The sequence below is a fragment of the Streptomyces sp. NPDC091282 genome, assembly GCF_044757385.1.
Taxonomy (GTDB): Bacteria; Actinomycetota; Actinomycetes; order Streptomycetales; family Streptomycetaceae; genus Streptomyces; species Streptomyces gramineus.
The window spans coordinates 902,828-922,733 of record NZ_JBIVUX010000003.1; the positions used below are offsets into that span (position 1 = coordinate 902,828).

Consider the following 19,906-nt stretch of genomic DNA (forward strand, 5'->3'; position numbering starts at 1 on the left):
GCACTCCGGCTCCCCTCGGGCCTTCCTCGGGCCTTCTTCAGGGCTTCCGCAGGCCTTCTTCAGGGCTTCCTCAGGGCTTGGGGCCGCGCAGCAGCGCTCCGATGCGGGCCGCCGCCGTCGACAGGTGGCGACGGGTGTCGTCGAGCTGCTCCGCGGTGACGCCGTGGTCGCGGGCCGCGTCCCGGATGTCGTCGCGGAAGCGGTCCAGGAGCCGGTCCAGATCGCGGGCCGGATCGCCGGTGCCCTCGCCGTGCGCCCACTCGGGGACGTACTGCGCCGGGAAGTCCTCCGGGGTCTGCGCGTACTCCGGTGCCGGTGCCTCCTTGCGGAGGTCCGGGCCGGCTCCCGGCTGCGGTTCGGTGCGGCCGCCGAAGCCGAAGTCCTTGCCGAACCCCTTGCCGTAGTCCTTGCCGAACTCGCCGAACTCCTTGGCGAGTTCGGTCAGGCCCTCGCGGACCCCGGTCGGCCAGTCACCGCGTGCGAAGTGGTCCTGGACGTGTTCCTGCACCCGGTGGGCGATGCGCTGCATCTCCTCCTGGGCCTGGGCGCGGGCCCGGGTCTGCGCCTCCTGGGCGGCGCGGCGGGCCCGCTGGGCCTCGTCACGTGCCCGGCGGCTCTCGTCCTTGGCGCGGCGGGCCTGTTCCTTCCACTCCTGCTTGACGCGCCGCATCTCCTCCTTGGCGGCCCGCCAGGACTCCTTGTCGCCGAGATCGCCGAACTCCCCGGCCCCGGCGCCGCTCCCGGTCGTGCCGCCGCGCCGGGCCTCCGAGGCCGCCGCGCGCACCTCGCGGCGCAGATCACCGGCCGCGCCGCGGACGTCGGCCCTTATCTCGGCGGCCAGTTCGGCCACGGATTCACGGATCTCCAGCTCCAGGTCGGCCAGCTCACCGCTGCGGTCGGCCAGTTCGGCCCGGCCGGCGTCGGTGATGGCGTAGACCTTGCGGCCGCCCTCGGTGGTGTGGGTGACCAGGCCCTCGGCCTCCAGCTTGGACAGGCGGGGGTAGACGGTGCCGGCCGAGGGTGCGTACAGGCCCTGGAAGCGCTCTTCGAGGAGGCGGATCACCTCGTAGCCGTGGCGCGGGGCCTCGTCCAGCAGCTTGAGCAGGTAGAGACGGAGACGGCCGTGAGCGAAGACGGGAGGCATGTCAGAGCACCTTCTTGTCGGTTGCGCCGCCGGCCGTCTCGTCGTCCTCCTTGGGCGGGCGGCGCAGCAGGGCGATGGAGCCGGAGACCGTGGTGGCGCGGAGCTTGCCGTTGCCCGCGCCGAGGCGGCCGGTGATCTTGTGGGCGCCCCACTGGCCGTGCACCCGCAGTCCGTCGAACGCGTTGGAGATCGTGCCGCTCGCGGTGTTGGCCTCGACCTCGGCGTCGGCCGGGTGCGGCAGCCGGATGGCGATCTCGCCCGAGACGCTGGTCAGCCGGACGTCCGTCGGGCCGTCCGGATCCAGGTCGACGATCATGGAGCCGCTGACCGAGTCGGCGCGCACGGCCGAGCCCGAGCCCTCGACGACGGTCAGGTCCCCGGAGACGGAGTTGAACCGCAGGTCGCCGGTGACGGCCTGGGCCTCCAGGTTCCCGGAGACGGTGTCGGCGCGGACCTCGCCCGCGAGTCCGACCAGGGTGGTGTCGCCGGTGACGCCCTTGACCACCGACGGGCCGTTGATCCCGGAGACGACGGCGGCGGCGCCGACCACGCCCACCTCCACCCGGGTGCCGGCCGGCACGGTCAGCGAGACGACCGCGCTGCGCCGCCAGCCCTTGCGGTCGAGCCACTTCAGGAAGCCCTTCCAGGGCAGGTCGTCGTAGGCCACCGTGAGGGTGCCGTCCTGGTGCGTGACGATCAGGGGCGGGCCTTCGATCTCGGAGACCTCCAGGCGGGCGGAACCCTCGTCGGTGCCCACGACGTTGACTGTTCCGTTGACGATGCGCACGTGCAGGTCGTGCACGGGCGTGTCGAAGTTGAGCTTCCTGGGCTCAGCGACGGACCACTCGGACATGGTGCGGGCCTCCCTCGGTCGGGCATGGCGGCTGGATACGAACACGCCGGCACGGTTCGCGCCATATCGCGTCTTCCGTAAACACGATATATCGTGGCCGCCGGAAGTCAAGACACCCTTTCGTGTCACCGGCCGGGCGTGCGGTTGACCGCGGGGAGGGCGGGCGGGGCCGCGCGAAAGCCCGTATCGGGCGCCATGAGCCGCATGTCGGGCGCCGAGGGGCCGGAGTGCTTACCGTGTCTCCATGGCGACCGAGGAACACCGGGGCGCCCGCTCATGGCCTCCAGAGGCGGGCGCGCGGACCCGGACGGGCGAGGACGGCATGCCGAGGGCCCGTCGGCTGGCGCTGGCCGAGATGGCGGTGGGGCTGCCGGCCGCCGCCTGGGGAGCACGGCGGCGCAGCCTGGGCTGGACCGCCGCCGGGGCGGTGCTGATGGTGCACGGGGTGCTGGAGCTGTCGTACGAGACGGTCTTCCCGCGGGACTGACCGCGGTGCGGGGGCGGGGAGGGCCGCCCCCGGTGTCCTACTCCTCGTCCTCGTCGTCCAGCCGCGCCAGCCACGTGGCCAGGCGCTCCACCGGGACCTCGAAGTCGGGGTTCAGGTCGACGAACGTGCGGAGCTGCTCCGCGAGCCACTCGAAGGTGACCTCCTGCTCGCCGCGCCGCTTCTCCAGTTCCTCGATGCCTCGGTCGGTGAAGTACATGGGTGCTCTCCTGCTGCCTGCATGGGTGTGTGCCCGGTGATGGGCGTCTACCAGCCTAGGCGGACGGCAAAGGGTGCCGTCGGCGACGGGTAGGGCTCGGCCGGCGGGGGAAGGACTCCTTTCCCGTGGCTGGGGCGGACGGGGACGACGACGTCTTCCCGTTCGTGAGGGGCGGCGAAGGGGGCGGGGCACGTATGGCACAGGACACCACGTGGCTCTCGGGGCCCGGCGGAGGCCGGAGGGCGGGCAGCGGGGGCCCGGAGTGACGGGCCCGGGTGACGGGAGCAGGGCCGGCGGGCGGGCTGCGACGCACGCCCTGCGCGACCTCGCGAGGGCGGCCACCGTACGCATCCACCGCGCAGGTGCCGGGTATGCCCGGCAGGAGTTCCTCGGCAGCGGCTTCTTCATCGCGCCGAACTGGGTGCTGACCTGTGCCCATGTCATCCGCGGCGGGGAGGGGGGCGAGGTCACCGTGGTCTGCCCGGCCGGTCGCCTCGGAGGGCCGTACGCCGTACCCGGCCGGGTGGCGGCGACCCTTCCGGAACGTGCCGCCCACGCCGGGCCCGACGACTGGCCCGACCCGGACCTGGCGCTCGTCCGGCTGCGGGAGCCGGTGGAGCACCAGTGTCTCTACGTCTCCGAACGACCGGTGCCGCACTACGCCGAGGGGCGGGTGTACTACGCCGGATGGGGCACCGTCGGAGGACAGCCGCGGCCGATCGACGGATTCCTGCCGGTGCACGGCACCGTCGGAGGCTGGTCGGCCGGCGCCCGACTGCGGCTCGGCGGCGACGAGCTCCCGCGCGGCGTCTCCGGCGCGCCCGTGATCGACCCGGTGCGCGGCGAGGTCGTCGGCGTACTGAGGACGGGCGCGGAGCAGGGGGCTGACGGCACCGCGATCGGCATCGAGCGGCTGCGCACCCTTCCCGTGGCGGCCGGCGCCCCGCCGTACGATCCGCACCGGGACGACCCGAACCGCTCCGGCCCCGACCCGGACGACCTCTACCAGACCGTCTGCCACGCCCACGACCGCTACCACCGCGACCGCCAGCTGCCCGGTGCCTCCGAGCGGCCCACGTGGACCGACGTACAGGCCGAACTGGGCGCCCGGCCCGGCCGGGTGCTGAGCCCGCACGAGCGGGTCGACCTGCTCGGCCGGCTCGCCGACCTGTCACCACCGGACAGCACCCGTGGTCTGCTCGACATCCTCCAGTCGCTGCCGGACTTCCGGCTGCCCGCGCTGTCGCCCGCCCCGCGCGGCTGGCGCGACGGCCTCGGCGCGCTCTACGAGAACGTGCGGCACGGCGGCACGCTCCCGCTGGTCGTCGAGTACGCGATGCGGGTGATGACCGCCGAGCGCCGCGCGACGCCCCACACGCTCGACGCCGAACAGGCCCTGTGGGAGTGGATCATGCGGGCCGCTGCTCCGCTGGGCAGCGGCCCGCGCGGCGAACTCGCCCGAAGACGCGCCCGCCACCTGGACGACCGGCTGCGCGGAGGCGAACCGGGCGCCGGGTACCGGACCGGCGGCCCGGCGGGAGAACCGGGCCGGTTCGCCACCCGGCTCTCCGTCCAGCTCCAGATCGACCATCTGGCCTGGGACCCCGAACACTGCGACTGGTCGATCGCGACGGTGCGACCGGACGGCGAGGTGACCCGGCTCGACGAGGGGCAAGGGGCCGGACTCGCCGACCTGGCCGCCCGTCTCGCCGGGCCGCTCGCCGAGGCGTTCCGACGCTGCGACGAGCCCGGCCGGCCCGTCGCCCTGTACGCCGCACTGCCGCAGCATCTGCTCGACCTGCCGGTGGACGAGTGGCGGCTGCGGCCCGGCGCCGATCCGCTGGGCGGCGAACGGCCGGTGCTGGTCCGCTGCGCGGACCGCGACCAGTTGCCCGGCGAGGACGACGGCCACGGCGCCGGATTCCCCTACGACGAGGACTTCGCACGGCGCGAACGCTGGCGCCGGCTGCACGACGCGCACGGCCGGGGCGGGGCCCGCGCCGAGATCCTGGACTCCGGGGACTCCGGGCACCGGCCGGTGCCGCCCTTGTCGGTGCTGCGGAGCCTCCCGGCCGCCGTCGTCCCGGTGCTGTGCCGCGAGGACGACCGGTACGACGAGGAGGACGGCTCCGCACTGAGCCGGATCATCCGGGCGGGATACGGCGTGGTGCTGTGGCGCCGCCGCAGACGGCCGTCCGACATCCCGTGCGGCGAGTTCCACCGCGGAGCACGGACGACCGTCGACGAGGCGGACGGTGCCGCCGAACTGCCCGCACTGATGCACGGTCTGCGCGAGCGGATGGGCCGGGGACCGACGGAGTCGTCCTGGGCCAGAGGCGTCGCTCTGCTCTACGACGATCCGGACCAACCCCTGCCAGGTACCGACGACTTGCTGGAGGCGCCGTGAACTCCCGCACCGAGATGAGGCCCTTACCCGGGCTGCCGAGGGTCTATAACGTGAAGCAGGTTCGACGGCTGCCCTGGGGACGGGACGGACGAGTGACGACGAGGGCCGGACATGACCGAATCCAGTGAGTGGCTCATCTACCGTGGCGCGGGCGAACCCCACGACGGGATGAACCGCCTGCCTCCGCCGCCCCCCTGGCGGGACTTCTCCGGCCGGGACACGCCGGACGACGGCGACGGATCCCAGGACCGCAGACTCGGCGCGCACCGGCATCTGGCCGAACTCCACCGGCCCGGCGCCGAGGAGCTGGAGATGATCAACGCAGCGCTCTACCTGCGCCGCCCGCTCCTGGTCACCGGCAGTCCCGGCACCGGCAAGAGCACCCTCGCCCACTCGGTCGCGTACGAACTGGGGCTGGGGGAGGTGCTGCGCTGGAACATCGTCAGCCGCTCCACCCTGCAGGACGGCCTGTACCACTACGACGCCATCGCCCGCCTGCAGGACGTCCAGATCGCGGCGCAGGGCGGGTACGGTGCGGCCGGCGGCGGTCCGGGTGCCACCGAGGCGGTCGGCAGCTACATCCGCCTCGGCCCGCTCGGTACCGCGCTGCTCCCCGCCGACACCCCGCGCGTGCTGCTGATCGACGAACTCGACAAGAGCGACATCGACCTGCCCAACGACCTCCTGAACGTGCTGGAGGAAGGCGAGTTCGCGATACCCGAGCTGCAGCGGATCGTCGACCGGCTGCCGGACGGCGCGGCCGATGTGCTCACCGCGGACGGCACCAAGGCCGAGGTCCGGGACGGCCGGGTGCGCTGCCGTGCCTTCCCGTTCGTCGTCCTGACCAGCAACGGCGAACGGGAGTTCCCGGCCCCGCTGCTGCGCCGCTGCATCCACCTCGAGCTGGGCCGCCCGGACCACGCCCGCCTCGCCACCTTCGTCCGCGCCCACCTCGGCGAGGAGGCGGCCAGGACCGGCGACGACCTGATCAACAGCTTCCTGGAGCGCTCCCGCAGCGAACTCCTTGCCACCGACCAGCTGCTGAACGCCATCTACCTCACCGACTCGGCCGCCCCGCCCGGCCGCGACCGCCTCGCCGACCTGCTCATCCAGCGCCTCGACCGCCCGAGGTGAGCTGCTGATGCCGGACGCGACCTCCCGCCACGGCCCCGCCCCGGCCGACCCGGACCCGCCCGGCTCCGAGGGGCCCCTGACCGAACTCGTCCGCAGGCTGCGGGAGGCCGGGCTCGACCCTGGGCCGGAGGGGCTGGGCGACGCCCTCTGGCTGGCCCGGTGGGCCCGCCCCGCGGCCGGGGCGGGGCCGGGCGGTCCTCCGGGACCGGGCGCCACGGCGCGCCCCGGTCCGCCGAGAGCGGTGGCCGAAGGGTCCGGGACGGCCCAGCAGGGCCCGCACGCGGCCGTCGCGCCCCCGAACGCAGGCGACGCGGCCCGGCCGGCGGTGCCCGCCGGTGCCGACCGCCGGCTGTCGCTGCACCCTGTTCCGCAGCGGCACGACGCGGGAAACGGCCGGGGCAGCGGACGGATCGCCGGAACGCCGCTCCGGGTGCCCGCCGCGCCCGCCCTGCCCGCGCCACTCGAACTCCAGCGCGCGCTCAGGCCGTTGCAGGCCTACCGCAGCGCGGCGCCACCGCTGCGCGCGGAACTGGACGAGACGGCGACCGCCGAGCGCAGCGCCCGGGCAGGCGGCCTCATCCTGCCCGTGTACCGCGCGGTGACCCGAGGCGACGCCCAGCTCCAGCTCGTCATGGAGGCCTCCACCTCCATGCGGGTCTGGGACCGGATGTTCGACGAACTCGTCCAGGTCTTCGGCCAACTGGGCGCCTTCGGCGACATCCAGGTCAGCCATCTGCACACCGGGCCCGACGGCACGGCCGTGGTCAGCCGCAGCGCGGACCCACACGCGGCCCCGCTGCACCACACCGACCGGCTCAGCGACCCGACAGGCCGCCGGATCACCGTACTGGTCAGCGACTGTGTGGGACCGGTGTGGCGCAGCGGCTGTGCCCACCGGCTGCTGCACCACCTGTCCCGGCAGGGCCCGGTCGCCGTGCTCCAGCCGCTGCCGCAGCGGATGTGGAAGCGCACCCGGCTGCAGGTGAGGTTCGGCGAGCTGAGCCGGGGCGAGACGATCGGCGGGGCCGGCGTGCTGCGGGTGCGCACCTCGGACGGGATTCTCACGGGCGGCCCGGGCACGGTACCGGTACCGGTGCTGCCGCCGGAGCCGGTGGCCCTCGGGTCGTGGGCGAGACTGCTGTCCGGCATCGGCGGACCGGTCCGCGGCGCGGTGGGCTGGGTGCGCGCCGACCAGCCGGCCGGACCGCCGTCCCGTCAGGGTCCCGCCCTGCCGCCGGCCGAGCTGATCGGCAGGTTCCGCGCCACCGCCTCGCCGCGCGCCGGGCGGCTCGCCGTCTACCTGGCCGCCGCCCCGCTCTGCCTGCCGGTGATGCAACTGGTGCAGCGGGCCATGCTGCCGGACTCCGGCCCCTCCGACCTCGCTGAGGTACTGCTCAACGGCCTGGTGACCAGCGTCCGCGTGGACCCCGGTCGCCAGGGCATGGACGGTGCCCAGTGGTACGAGATGGCCCCCGAGGTGCAGCGGGCCCTGCTCGCCCTGCTCGGCCGCGACGAGGCAGCCCTCGTCCTCAAACACTGCTCGGAGTACGTCGAGCAGCGCTTCCGCAGGGGCGGCGTCAACTTCCCGGCCCTCGCCCTCGTCCAACTCGGCGGCGAGAGCGGCGGCCGGGGCACCGGCTCGCCGTACAGGCCGCCGGACACCGGGGGAGGCCCGGTGGGGTCCGGCGACGGCGAGGCGGTTCTGGTCCCGCAGCCCTTCGCCGAGGTCGCCGCCCGGGTCCTGGAACGCTTCATGCCGTTGCCCGAACAGTTCCGCTCCTACGGCCGGGACACCGCCACGCACCGCGGCGAACGCCCCGTCCACCGGGCCGTGAGCCGGGCCCGCGACCTGGTGGCCCGGTTCGACGCCGACGGCATGGTGCAGGACCTCATCGACGCCGTACGACTGCTGCGCGGGGCGGCCGAGCACGAGGCGCCGACGGCGGCGGACCCCGAACTGTGGGCCGAGTACGCCAACTGCGCCCTGCGCCTGTGGGAGGTGCAGGGCGGCGCCGCCCTGCTCCGCGAGGCCGAAGCCGCGGCGCGGCGCGCCGTGCTCGACCCGCACGCCCGGCGCGAGAGGGCCGTCCTGGCCCGGGTGCTGCGCGCCGCCGCCACCGACCACGGGCGGCGCGGCGACCGGGCGGGCGCGCTCGACCTGCTGCGCCGCGTCGACCGGGAGTACCGCGTCGCCTGCGGCGCACCCGGGCTCGACGAGGGGGAGGCGCTGCGGCTGACGCTGGAGCGGGTCGGCGCGCTGGAGGCGCAGTGGAGACTGGGCGGCGACAGCGCGCTGCTGCAGAGCGCGGTCGGCATCCTGGAGAGCTTCGACGACGCCTGGCCGGACCGTCGGCGTCGGCCGCCCGAACTACCGCTGGCCCACGGCCGTCTGCTGCTGCGGCTGTCCGGCGCGACGAGCGACCGCGAACAGGCCCGCGCCTACGCGGACCGCGGTGCCCGCCTGCTGCGCACCGCGGTGGAGAGCGAGACGGACGGCGGCACGGCCGGCGTGGGGCTCGGATCCGGCGAGGACCGCGTCCGGGCCCTGCTCGACCTGGTCGACGCGCTGCTCATCTCGGGCGGTGATCTGGACGAGGCCGGACAGCGCGTCGAGGAAGGCCTGGCCCTCACCCACCGGCGGGAGACACGCGCGGAGCTGCGGATCAGGGCGGGACGGATCGCGACGGCACGCCATGCCGGGTCCGGGGAGCAGCGGGAACTGCGGGCGGCGGCCGAAAGCTTCGCGCAGGCGGCCGGCGGAGTGCCAAGGGACGCGCCGGCGCATGCGGGCATCCTCGCGGAGTGGGGCGAGGCCCTGCTCCGGCAGACGGCCGCGGAGACGGGTCGGCTCTCCCTCCCGCCGCTGGTCCGGGGGATCCAGGTGCTGCGCGAGTGCTGTGCGGAGACACCCTCGGGCAGCATCGAACTCGCGCCCCGCCGATTCCTGCTCGGCCGGGCCCTGATGCTCCGTTTCCGGGTCGAGGGCGACCGTGTGGATCTCCGGGAGGCGGAACACCTGCTGGGGCTGGCGGCCGCCGAGGCCGAGGACCCGCTGCTGTCCGCACGGTACTGGCTCGAACTGGGCCGTGTCCGGTTCGAGGCGCACCGGATCCTGGAGCGCGCCTCCCGCCTCGACGAGGCGGTCACCGCGTTCCGCTTCGCCGCCGAGGCGGCGCGCACCGCGGAGGCGGACGCCGGATCGGTCCGCGCGCGCCAGGAAGCCCTGGAACTGAGGGCGCAGGCGCATCACTGGCAGGGTATGTCCTACGAGGCGGCCGCCCGCCCCCGGGCCGCCCGCGACGCTTATCGGTCAGCCCGCACGGAGTGGTCTCGGCTGCCCGACGGCTGGGTGGGCACCGATGAACCCACCGCGCGACAGACGGCACAGCGACTGGCCGATCTGGAGCGGGGCTGAGCGACAGCACGATGTGAGAGGAGCCTGGGGTGGATGCACGGAACCGGTCCCTGCCGGAGGCCGAGCCGGCAGACCCGGCCGAACCGGCCGGGGCGACGGAGCCGCTGCCGGACCTGCTGGACCTGGACCTCGGGGAACTGAAAAGGGTGGACCATCCGGTGCTGCGCCAGGTGCTCGCGGAGCTGACGCAACGCGCGGTTCGGCCGACCGAAATGCTGTGGGGGTTCAACAACGCGTTCTAGAACCGGTCCGGCGGACCGGACCACGGGGAGCCGACGTCGCCTCACCCGTGGGGCCGCCGGACCGGCCACCAGGAGACGCACGTCGGCGACGCCCGGTGTTTGTGGTCCGCGGCCCGTTGGGAAGGGAGTGTCGTGTGCTCAGCCGGACGACGGGTCCGGCCGGGCGGGCGGGGGGTGACCGGCGTTGTCCGCGGAGGCTGTCACCGGCGGCGGGGAGGGCGGCAACGGGCCCTCCCCGTTCCGGCAGTTCATCGTCAAGGTGCACGGCCGCTGCAATCTGGCCTGCCGCTACTGCTACCTGTACGAAGGTCCCGACCACACCTGGCGCGAACGCCCGGCGGCGGCACCGGCCACGGTTCTCGACCGCACGGCCGACCGGATCGCCGAGCACGCCCGCGACCACGCCCTGACAGCCCTCTCGCTCGTCCTGCACGGCGGCGAACCCCTGCTGGCCGGGGTCGGCACGCTGGTCCGCTTCACCGGTCTCGTACGCGAGCGCGTTCCGTCCGGTTGCGCGGTCCACGCCACCGTCCAGACCAACGCCACCCTCCTCACCGTGGAACGGATGACGGCACTGGCCCGGCACGGCATCAAGGTCGGCATCAGCCTGGATGGCGGGCTCGCCGCGCACAACGCCCGCCGCGTCGACCATGCTGGGCGCCCTTCCTGGCCGGCCGCCTCGCGCGGGGCGCGGCTCGTCGCCGACTCCTTCCCCGACGCCTACGCGGGGATCCTCATGGTCGTCGATCCAGCCCTCGACCCGGTGGAGACGTACGAGTCCCTGCTCGCCCTGCGCCCGCCCGCCCTCGACCTGCTCCTGCCCCACGGCAACTGGTCCGCGCCGCCGCCGCACCTGGAGGCCACACGCTACGGCGACTGGCTCTGCGCGGTCTTCGACCGCTGGTGGCGATCCGGCCGCCGGGACGTACGGGTACGGCTGTTCGAGGAATGCATCGCACTGCTGCTGGGTCTGCCGGCCGCCACCGAGTCGCTGGGGCTCGCCCCGTTCGACGCGGTCGTGGTGGAGACCGACGGGTCCATCGAACAGGTCGACTCTTTGAAGTCCGCCTACGAGGGAGCCGCCGCCACCGGCCTCGACGTGTTCCGGCACGGTTTCGACGACGCGCTGCGGCACCCCGGGGTGGCGGCCCGGCAGGCGGGCGCGGCGACGCTCTGCGCACAGTGCCGGGCCTGCCCTCTGCTCGACGTCTGCGGCGGCGGCCACTACGCCCACCGCTACCGGGCCGGGCACGGCTTCACGAACCCCTCCGTGTACTGCGCCGACCTGCAGCGCTTCATCCGGCATGTGCACCAACGGCTCGCCGGGGCCGCCGCGACGGCCCCCGTCCCCCCGGCACCCGTCCCGGTGGTGTCGCCGTCCGAGGAGAGGGCCCTGCCCGTGCTGTTCCCCGAACTTCCGGACCGCTCCCTGGCCGCGCTCGGCCGCACCGAAGGCGATGCCGAGACCCTGGCGTTGCTGGTGCGCGACCAGGACACCCGCCGCCTGCTCCTGCTGCGCGCGCTGCTCGACACGGTCGAGGGAGCGGACGCGTCGGTGCTCCCGGCCGGCGCCCGGGAGCGGATGCGGGAGGACTGGCAGCTGCTGGAGGAGGCCGACCGTGCGCTCCCGGCCGGAGACCGGGTGAACCCGTCGCCGGCCTACGCGACGACCCCCGCCCGCGCCCGTCTCCTCCATCCCCTGGTAGGCCCCTGGATCCGCGAGTGCCTGCGTGCTCTGGGACCGGAGGCCGGGCCGGTCAACGAGCGGCGCGTCCGAGGACTCGGCCGCGAGCTCGCCCACTTCGGCGCCCTGGCCGCCGCGGCCGCCGCCCGTGCCGGGGTCTCCTTCGCCGTACGGCTGACGCCCCGCGACGGAGTGCTGGTGCTGCCGTCGCTGGGGGCGCTGCGCACGGCCGGAGCGGGAGCGGACCCGGTCGACGTGGCGTGCGCGGACGGTCGGATGACCCTGCGTCAGAAAGGCGCCGCGGAGGTCGCGGTCCAGGTCGAGGACGGCATCGGCGCCTGGTCCGTGGCGCCGGGCTGGACACCCGCGTATGCGCTGCCCGGCCTGCTGCCCGACGGGCCGCCCATGCCACTGGACGACCTCGACCCCTACCGCGCCCTGCACGGTGACCCGCGCCACCACGAACTGAGCTACCCGACGGCGCTCGACGAGGCGGGCCGGAAGAGCTGGTGGGAGGCCTGGTCGGGAACCGCCGACATGCTGCGCCTGGGCGGCGGCCACCGGACGGCCGAAGCCGTCACCCTGCTGCGCTGCCTGGTACCTCTCACCGAACCGCCGCGGTCCAGGCCGGACGCCGAGAGCATCGGAACGTGCAGCGGCACCCGCCGGGAGGCGTTCGGCGCGCTGCTCAGCAGTACCCCGCCGACTCCGGCGACGTTCGCCGCGACCATCGTGCACGAACTCCAGCACACCAAGCTCTCCGCGCTCAGCGACCTGCTGCAGCTGCACCACGCCGGGCCGCGGGAACGCCATTTCGCACCCTGGCGCCCGGATCCACGGCCGTACGACGGCCTGTTGCAGGGCGTGTACTCGCATCTGGCGCTGGCAGACTTCTTCCAGCGCTGCGCGCTCCGGGCCGAGCGCCCGGGCCACCGCGAGACCGCCTGGTCGCAGCACGCGCGCTACCGCGCGCAGGTGGCGGCCGCACTGCCGGCGCTGGTCGGATCCCCCGATCTCACCGAGGCGGGACGCCGGTTCGTGGACCAGCTCGTCGCCACCCACGAGCGGATGGACGAGTTCCCGGCGCCCCGCGGACACACCGTGCGGGCGGAAGCGTCCGTGGCGGCGGCGCGCGACCTGTGGACGCGGCGGCACGGTCCGGTGCCCGGGCACCCGCGGGACTGAGGACGGGCCCGTCGACCGTCCGCGTCGGCGGCCTATCGGAGAACCGCGTGGAGGCCCTACGATTTCTCGCGATCCGGGGGCGACCGAGAGGGGGCTCGTGAGGCAGACGATCACGATCAGCTTCGCCCCGTTCAACCGGGCCTGGGCGGCGTGGATCGGGGACAGGCTGGAGCGGCGGGGTGTCCGGGTCGTCTATGTGCGCTGGGACTCCGCTGCACAGGAGACCCCGGCCGACCTCCTGCGCGGCCTCACGCTCGCGCCGGGACGAGTCCTCATCCTGGTGAGCGAGCACTACTTCCAGCTCGGTCCCTTCACCCCCGCGGAGTGGGTCGCCGCACTGCGCGAGGTCGTCGTACCGAACGCCGACAAGTTCGCCGCGGTCTCCGTCAGCGGCACGCCCGTCCCCACCGCCGTCGCCGCGCTGGCGCCGGCCGACCTGACCAACATGGGTGCCGACGAGGCGGAACGGCGGCTGCTGGACCGGCTGGACCTGCCGGACGAGGGCCGTCCGCCGGACGAGGGCCGCCACGGCCCCCGCTTCCCCGCCGCGATGCCCGACGTATGGGGCGGAGTGCCACGCCGCAACACCCGCTTCACCGGCCGCGAGGCACTGCTGAACGAGGCGTACCAGCTCCTCCAGGACAGCGAGCCGGGCGCGGGCGTGCTGACGCTGTACGGCATGTCAGGGGTGGGCAAGACCCAGCTGGCCGCGGAGTACGTCTACCGCTTCGCCTCCGAGTACGACGTGGTCTGGTGGGTCGACGCGGAGAGTAGGGTCTCCTTCCGCCGCCTGCTGGCCGAACTCGCCCCGAAACTGGGTCTGTCCACGGGCGACGCGTACGGCGAGCGGCTGCGCGCGGTCCGGGACTCGCTGCGCCGGGGCACCCCCTTCTCCCGCTGGCTGCTGATCCTGGACGGCACTGACGAGCCGGAACAGATCTGGGACCTGGTCCCGGGCGGGCCCGGCCATGTCGTCATCACCTCCCTCAACCCGGAATGGGGAGAGCACAACAGCAATCTGCTGCCCGTGGGTGTCTACGACCGGGAGGAGTCGATCGCCTTCATCCGGCGCCGCGCCCCGCGGCTGTCGGAACCGGACGCCGACCGGCTGGCCGCCGCCTTGGAGGACCTGCCGCTGCTGCTCGACCAGACGGCCGGCTGGCTGAACGACTCGGACCTGTCCGTCGAGGAGTACATCGCACTCCTGGAGGACGGCGTCGACAACGACGTGGTCCGGGTGTCCGCCGACTTCCCGATGGCCTTCCAGACCACGTGGTCGATCCTGCTGAACAAGCTGCGGGAGACGGTCCCGGAATCCGTCGACCTGCTGCGCCTGTGCACGTTCTTCGCGCCGGGCTACGTCCCCGTGCGGCTGTTGCGCGAGATGTCCCACGACGACCTGCCGGAACAGCTGACCGGGCTGCTGGACGATCCGCTGCTGTGGAACAAGGCGATCAACCAGCTGCGCCAGTACTCCGTGGTCCGTCTGGAGTCCCACGAGGTCGGCACGGACGTGGCGCCGTCGGCCGGCGAGTCGGTGTACCTGCACAGGATGGTGCACCAGGTCGTCGGCAGGGACATGCCGGAGGAGGACCGGCGGGAGTTCCTCGACGTGGTGCGGCGAGCGCTGGCCGAGGCCGACCCGGGCCGTCCGACCGACACCCGCAACTGGGAGGCCTACGCGGAACTCGTCCCGCACCTGAGGTACGCCGACGTCTTCGGCAGCACGGACCGCAAGGTGCAGAACCTCGTCCTCAACTGCCTGAGCTATATGTACTTCGCGGGCGAGTACAAGGCCGGCCGGACACTCGCCCGGCTGGCCCTCGACTCCTGGGGCGAGCTGCTGGGCGGATCACATCCGCGGATCTGGGACCTGACCCACCAGTACGCCAACCTGCTGCGGGCGACCGGGAGTCTGCGGGAGGCGGAGGACTTCGAACGGGCCGCGGCCGAGCGGCTGCGCCAGGAGCGGGGCGAACAGGACCTCGACTACCTGCGTGTCCTGAGCGGACTCGCCGCCGACCTGGGCGGCCAGGGCCGTTACGGCGAGGCCCTGGCCCTGAACCAGCAGCTCTTCTCCACCTACCGCGACCTCCTTGGCGAGGAGGACGCCCGGACCCTCAGCGCGCTGAACAACCTGGGTTTCGCCCTGCGCCTGGTGGGCCGGTACCAGGAGGCCGTGGACATCGACCGGTGGACGCTGGAGCAGCGCCGGATCGTGCTGAAGGGCCGTCACCTGTGGACGCTGTTCTCCGAGGTGTCGTACTCGATCGGGCTGAGGCTGCTGGGCCGCTACACGGAGGCCGAGTCCATCCAGGCCAGGAACGTGCGCGAGTACCGGCTGGTCGTGGGCGAGACCCACCAGGACACCCTGCGCGCCGAGCACAACCTGGCCCTCTGCAAGCTGCGTGCCGGAGATCGCGCGGCGGCCGGAACACTCCTCGCGAAGGTCCTGGTGGGCTTCGAACGCAAGCTGGGCGACTGGAACCTCCTCACGCTCGCCGCGGGCGTCAGCCACAGCTGTTTCCACCGTGAGCACGGCAACATCGACCTGGCCCGCGAGACCGGCGACTCCGTCCTGGAGCGCTACGGGCAACTGCTCCCGGAGGGGCACCCGTTCATCGTCGGAGCCCGCGCCAACAAGGCCCTGGTCCTGCGGGCGGTGGGAGAGCGCGACCAAGCGCACGACCTGATCGAACAGGCCCTGGCCGACATGACCGCGGCCGTCGGCGAGAGCCATCCCTACACACTGGGCTGCGCCATCAACGCCGCGGCGACGCGCAGCCTCGTGGGCGATGCGGAGTCCGCCGCCGAACTCAGCCGGTACACCATCGAGCGGGCCGTCGGATCCCTCGGCCGCACCCACCCGCTCACCCTCTCCGCCCGGGTCGCCTACGCGGCCGACCTGCGTGCACTGGGTTCCCGGCCGGAGGCCGAGAAGACGGAGCGGGACGCCCTGGCGGACCTGGAGGAGACACTGGGCAGCCACCACGTCCACACCGTCTCCGCCCGCTCCCGCAACCGCCCCTACTGGGACTTCGAACCGCAGGCCAGCTGAGGCGGGCCGGAAGGCCGAAGGGCCCGGCCCCCGTGACGGGGGCCGGGCCCTTCGGTGTCGTGCCGACGGCTCAGGCGTCGAACACCTCGCGCACCAGCTGCTCCTGCTCCGCCTGGTGCCGCTTCGCGGAACCGACGGCCGGGGAGGAGCTGTGCGGGCGGGAGATGCGGCGCAGCCGCTCGCCGGCCGGGACGTCCGCGCCGACCGCCAGGTCCAGGTGGTCGATCAGGTTGAGCGCGATGAACGGCCAGGCACCCTGGTTCGCCGGCTCCTCCTGGGCCCACAGGTACTTCTCGGCGTTCGGGTACTTGTTGACCTCGGCCTGGATCTCCGCACCCGGCAGCGGGTACAGCCGCTCCAGGCGGATGATCGCGGTGTCCGTGACGCCACGCTTCTGCCGCTCGGCCTCCAGGTCGTAGTAGACCTTGCCGGTGCAGAAGACGACCTTGCGGACCGCGGCCGCATCCACCGAGTCGTCGCCGATGACCGGGCGGAACTGCCCGCTGGTGAACTCCTCCGCCTTGGAGGCCGCCGCCTTCAGACGCAGCATCGACTTCGGCGTGAAGACGATCAGCGGCTTGTGGTGCGGGTTGTGCACCTGCCAGCGCAGCAGGTGGAAGTAGTTCGACGGCAGGGTGGGCATGGCCACCGTCATGTTGTTCTGCGCGCACAGCTGGAGGTAGCGCTCGATGCGGGCCGAGGAGTGGTCCGGGCCCTGGCCCTCGTAGCCGTGCGGGAGCAGCAGCGTGACGCCGGAGGTCTGGCCCCACTTCTGCTCGGCCGCCGAGATGTACTCGTCGATGACCGACTGGGCGCCGTTGGCGAAGTCGCCGAACTGGGCCTCCCACATCACCAGCGCGTCCGGACGGGCGAGCGAGTAGCCGTACTCGAAGCCCATCACCGCGTACTCGGAGAGCAGCGAGTTGTAGACGTTGTAGCGGGCCTGGTCCTCGGACAGGTACAGCAGCGGCGTGTAGTCGGCGCCGGTCTCGCGGTCGATGAGGACCGCGTGCCGCTGGCCGAAGGTGCCGCGCTGGGAGTCCTGGCCGGAGAGCCGGACCGGGGTGCCTTCCATCAGCAGCGAGCCGATGGCGAGGGTCTCGCCCATGCCCCAGTCGATCGTGCCGTCCTCGATCATCGCCGCCCGGCGCTGCAGCTGCGGCAGCAGACGCGGGTGGACGGTGAAGTAGTCCGGGATGTTGACCTGGGACTCGGCGATCCGCTTGAGGACCTCCGTGGAGATGGCCGTCGGAACGGCGATCGGGAAGCCGTCCTGCGGCGCCTGCGCGTCCGAGGCGGCCGGCTGCGAGGTGGCCTCGCGGACCTCCGTGAAGACCTTCTCCAGCTGGCCCTGGTAGTCCTGCAGGGCCTGCTCGGCCTCTTCCAGGGTGATGTCGCCGCGACCGATGAGGGACTCGGTGTAGAGCTTGCGCACCGAGCGCTTCTTGTCGATCAGGTCGTACATCAGCGGCTGGGTGAAGGCCGGGTTGTCCGACTCGTTGTGACCGCGGCGGCGGTAGCAGATGAGGTCGATCACCACGTCCTTGTTGAACGCCTGGCGGAACTCGAAGGCGAGGCGCGCGACGCGCACCACGGCCTCCGGGTCGTCGCCGTTCACGTGGAAGATCGGGGCCTCGATCATGCGGGCCACGTCGGTGGCGTACATGGAGGAGCGCGAGGACTCGGGGGCCGCGGTGAAGCCGACCTGGTTGTTGATGACGACGTGGACCGTGCCGCCGGTGCGGTAGCCGCGCAGCTGCGACATGTTCAGGGTCTCGGCCACCACGCCCTGGCCCGCGAAGGCCGCGTCGCCGTGGATCGCCACCGGCAGCACGGTGAAGTCCGTGCCGCCCTTGTTGATGACGTCCTGCTTGGCGCGGGCGATGCCCTCGATGACCGGGTCGACCGTCTCCAGGTGGGACGGGTTGGCGGCCAGCGAGACCTTGATCTGCTCGCCGTCCAGGCCGGTGAAGGTGCCCTCGGCGCCCAGGTGGTACTTCACGTCGCCGGAGCCGTGCATCGACTTCGGGTCGAGGTTGCCCTCGAACTCGCGGAAGATCTGCGCGTACGACTTGCCGACGATGTTCGCGAGGATGTTCAGGCGGCCGCGGTGGGCCATGCCGATGATGACCTCGTCGAGACGCGACTCGGCCGCGGAGTCGATCACCGCGTCGAGCAGCGGGATGACGGACTCGCCGCCCTCCAGGGAGAAGCGCTTCTGGCCGACGTACTTCGTCTGCAGGAAGGTCTCGAAGGCCTCCGCCGCGTTCAGGCGGCGCAGGATCCGCAGCTGCTCCTCGCGCTCCATCTTGGAGTGCGGGCGCTCCACGCGGTCCTGGATCCACTTGCGCTGCTTGGGGTCCTGGATGTGCATGAACTCGATGCCGGTGGTGCGGCAGTACGAGTCGCGCAGCACGCCGAGGATGTCGCGCAGCTTCATCATCGACTTGCCGGCGAAGCCGCCGACGGCGAAGTCGCGCTCCAGGTCCCACAGGGTGAGGCCGTGCTCGATGATGTCCAGGTCGGGGTGCTTGCGCTGCTTGTACTCCAGCGGGTCGGTGTCGGCCATGACGTGGCCGCGGACCCGGTAGGAGTGGATCAGCTCGAAGACACGGGCGGCCTTGGTGACGTCGTCGTCGTGCGAGGCGTCGATGTCCTTGAGCCAGCGGACCGGCTCGTAGGGGATGCGCAGGGCCTCGAAGATGTCGTCGTAGAAGCCGTTCTCGCCGAGGAGGAGGTTCGCGACCTGGCGCAGGAACTCTCCGGAGGCGGCGCCCTGGATGACCCGGTGGTCGTAGGTCGACGTGAGCGTCATGACCTTCGAGATGCCGAGCTTGTTCAGGGTGTCCTGGCTGGTGCCCTGGAACTCCGCCGGGTAGTCCATGGAGCCGACGCCCATGATGACCGACTGGCCGGGCATCAGACGCGGGACCGAGTGGACGGTGCCGAGGCCGCCGGGGTTGGTCAGGGAGACCGTGACGCCGGTGAAGTCGTCCATCGTCAGCTTGTTGTCGCGGGCGCGACGGACGATGTCCTCGTAGGCCTGCCAGAACTCGAAGAAGTTCAGCGTCTCGGCCTTCTTGATGGCCGCGACGACCAGCTGGCGGTCGCCGTTGGGCTTCACCAGGTCGATGGCCAGGCCCAGGTTGACGTGGGCCGGCTTGACCAGGGTCGGCTTGCCGTCCTTCTCGCCGAACGAGTGGTTCATCGACGGCATGGCCTTGATCGCCTGCACCATCGCGAAGCCGATCAGGTGCGTGAAGGAGATCTTCCCGCCCCGGGCGCGCTTGAGGTGGTTGTTGATGACGATCCGGTTGTCGAACAGCAGCTTCACCGGGACCGCGCGGACCGAGGTGGCCGTCGGCAGCTCCAGCGAGGCGTTCATGTTCTTCGCGACGGCCGCGGCCGGGCCACGCAGGGTGACCAGCTCGGGACCCTCGGGCGCCGCGGCGGCGGGCGCGGCCTTCGCGGCGGCCGGCTTCGCGGCGGCAGGAGCCGCGGCTGCGGGCTTCGCGGGCGCCGGAGCGGGCGCTGCGGCCGGGGGCGCGGCCTGCGCGGCCGGAGCGGCCTGGGCGGGCGCGGCGGGAGCCTGAGCGGCGGGCGCGGGCGTGGTGGGAGCCGGCGCGGCCGGAGCCGCCGCCTGCTGCGCCTGCGGTTGCGCGGGCGTCGTGGTGCCCGCGGCCCCCGCGGCCGCGGTACCCGCCGGAGCCGAGGCGGCGGGCGCCCCCGGCTTGTAGTCGGCGAAGAAGTCCCACCAGGCACGGTCTACCGAATTCGGGTCCTGGAGGTACTGCTGATAGATCTCGTCGACGAGCCACTCGTTCGGTCCGAACGCGGCTGCGGGGTTCTTGCCCGCTTGGTCTGCGTCGGTCGAGATGCTCGAGTTACTGGGGGACTGTGGCGACACGGCGGCAACCGCCCTCTTCCGCTTCACAAGGTGATGGACAGCGGGAATAAAGGCTACGCCTCCAAGACCGTGAAGGTCAGGTCGGGCCCGTTCATCGTCGTGTAAGTCACACCGGAAAGCGTGTTTCGGGGCTTGAAATGGCGGGAAACAAGCGTGGTTCCGCTAGGAGAGGA

The 19,906-nt window shown here is 72.9% G+C and carries 11 protein-coding genes and 1 pseudogene; 8 read left to right on the forward strand and 4 right to left on the reverse strand.

What is annotated here, in order from left to right:
* Positions 1-70: 70 nt before the first annotated feature.
* Complete coding sequence (locus tag ACIQOE_RS18060; RefSeq protein WP_351321797.1) at positions 71-1,144, reverse strand: helix-turn-helix transcriptional regulator; 1,074 nt, start codon at positions 1,142-1,144, stop codon at positions 71-73.
* 1 nt (position 1,145) lies between these two features.
* Positions 1,146-1,997, reverse strand: a complete 852-nt coding sequence (locus tag ACIQOE_RS18065; protein WP_401412297.1) for a DUF4097 family beta strand repeat-containing protein — start codon at positions 1,995-1,997, stop codon at positions 1,146-1,148.
* 244 nt (positions 1,998-2,241) lie between these two features.
* On the opposite strand from ACIQOE_RS18065, the gene ACIQOE_RS18070 reads away from it, so the two are divergent.
* Complete coding sequence (locus ACIQOE_RS18070; protein WP_401412299.1) at positions 2,242-2,484, forward strand: hypothetical protein; 243 nt, start codon at positions 2,242-2,244, stop codon at positions 2,482-2,484.
* Between the two features lie 37 nt (positions 2,485-2,521).
* Here ACIQOE_RS18070 and ACIQOE_RS18075 read toward each other — a convergent pair whose 3' ends face one another.
* Positions 2,522-2,701, reverse strand: a complete 180-nt coding sequence (locus ACIQOE_RS18075) for a DUF6104 family protein (protein ID WP_351321803.1) — start codon at positions 2,699-2,701, stop codon at positions 2,522-2,524.
* 262 nt (positions 2,702-2,963) lie between these two features.
* Here ACIQOE_RS18075 and ACIQOE_RS18080 point away from each other — a divergent pair, with 262 nt between their 5' ends.
* The 7 genes and pseudogenes from ACIQOE_RS18080 (at position 2,964) to fxsT (ending at position 15,826) form a co-directional block, all read left to right on the forward strand.
* Complete coding sequence (locus ACIQOE_RS18080) at positions 2,964-5,108, forward strand: trypsin-like peptidase domain-containing protein (RefSeq protein WP_401412301.1); 2,145 nt, start codon at positions 2,964-2,966, stop codon at positions 5,106-5,108.
* A gap of 111 nt (positions 5,109-5,219) precedes the next feature.
* Entirely contained in the window at positions 5,220-6,242 is a 1,023-nt protein-coding gene (locus ACIQOE_RS18085; protein ID WP_399012164.1) for an AAA family ATPase, read from the forward strand.
* Positions 6,243-6,249: 7 nt separating this feature from the next.
* Positions 6,250-9,657, forward strand: a complete 3,408-nt coding sequence (locus tag ACIQOE_RS18090; RefSeq protein WP_401412303.1) for an SAV_2336 N-terminal domain-related protein — start codon at positions 6,250-6,252, stop codon at positions 9,655-9,657.
* Between the two features lie 29 nt (positions 9,658-9,686).
* Complete coding sequence (fxsA, locus tag ACIQOE_RS18095; RefSeq protein WP_399012159.1) at positions 9,687-9,899, forward strand: FxSxx-COOH cyclophane-containing RiPP peptide; 213 nt, start codon at positions 9,687-9,689, stop codon at positions 9,897-9,899.
* Between the two features lie 184 nt (positions 9,900-10,083).
* Positions 10,084-11,244, forward strand: a pseudogene (locus tag ACIQOE_RS18100) (FxsB family cyclophane-forming radical SAM/SPASM peptide maturase); the annotation flags it as partial.
* An 876-nt stretch (positions 11,245-12,120) separates the two neighbouring features.
* Complete coding sequence (locus tag ACIQOE_RS18105) at positions 12,121-12,768, forward strand: aKG-HExxH-type peptide beta-hydroxylase (RefSeq protein ID WP_401412549.1); 648 nt, start codon at positions 12,121-12,123, stop codon at positions 12,766-12,768.
* 97 nt (positions 12,769-12,865) lie between these two features.
* Positions 12,866-15,826 carry an FxSxx-COOH system tetratricopeptide repeat protein gene (gene fxsT / locus ACIQOE_RS18110; RefSeq protein ID WP_351321811.1) on the forward strand — a complete coding sequence of 987 codons (2,961 nt, stop codon included), beginning with the start codon at positions 12,866-12,868 and terminating at the stop codon, positions 15,824-15,826.
* Between the two features lie 70 nt (positions 15,827-15,896).
* On the opposite strand, the gene ACIQOE_RS18115 is transcribed toward fxsT, so the two are convergent.
* Complete coding sequence (locus ACIQOE_RS18115; RefSeq protein ID WP_365556535.1) at positions 15,897-19,733, reverse strand: multifunctional oxoglutarate decarboxylase/oxoglutarate dehydrogenase thiamine pyrophosphate-binding subunit/dihydrolipoyllysine-residue succinyltransferase subunit; 3,837 nt, start codon at positions 19,731-19,733, stop codon at positions 15,897-15,899.
* Positions 19,734-19,906: the final 173 nt, after the last annotated feature.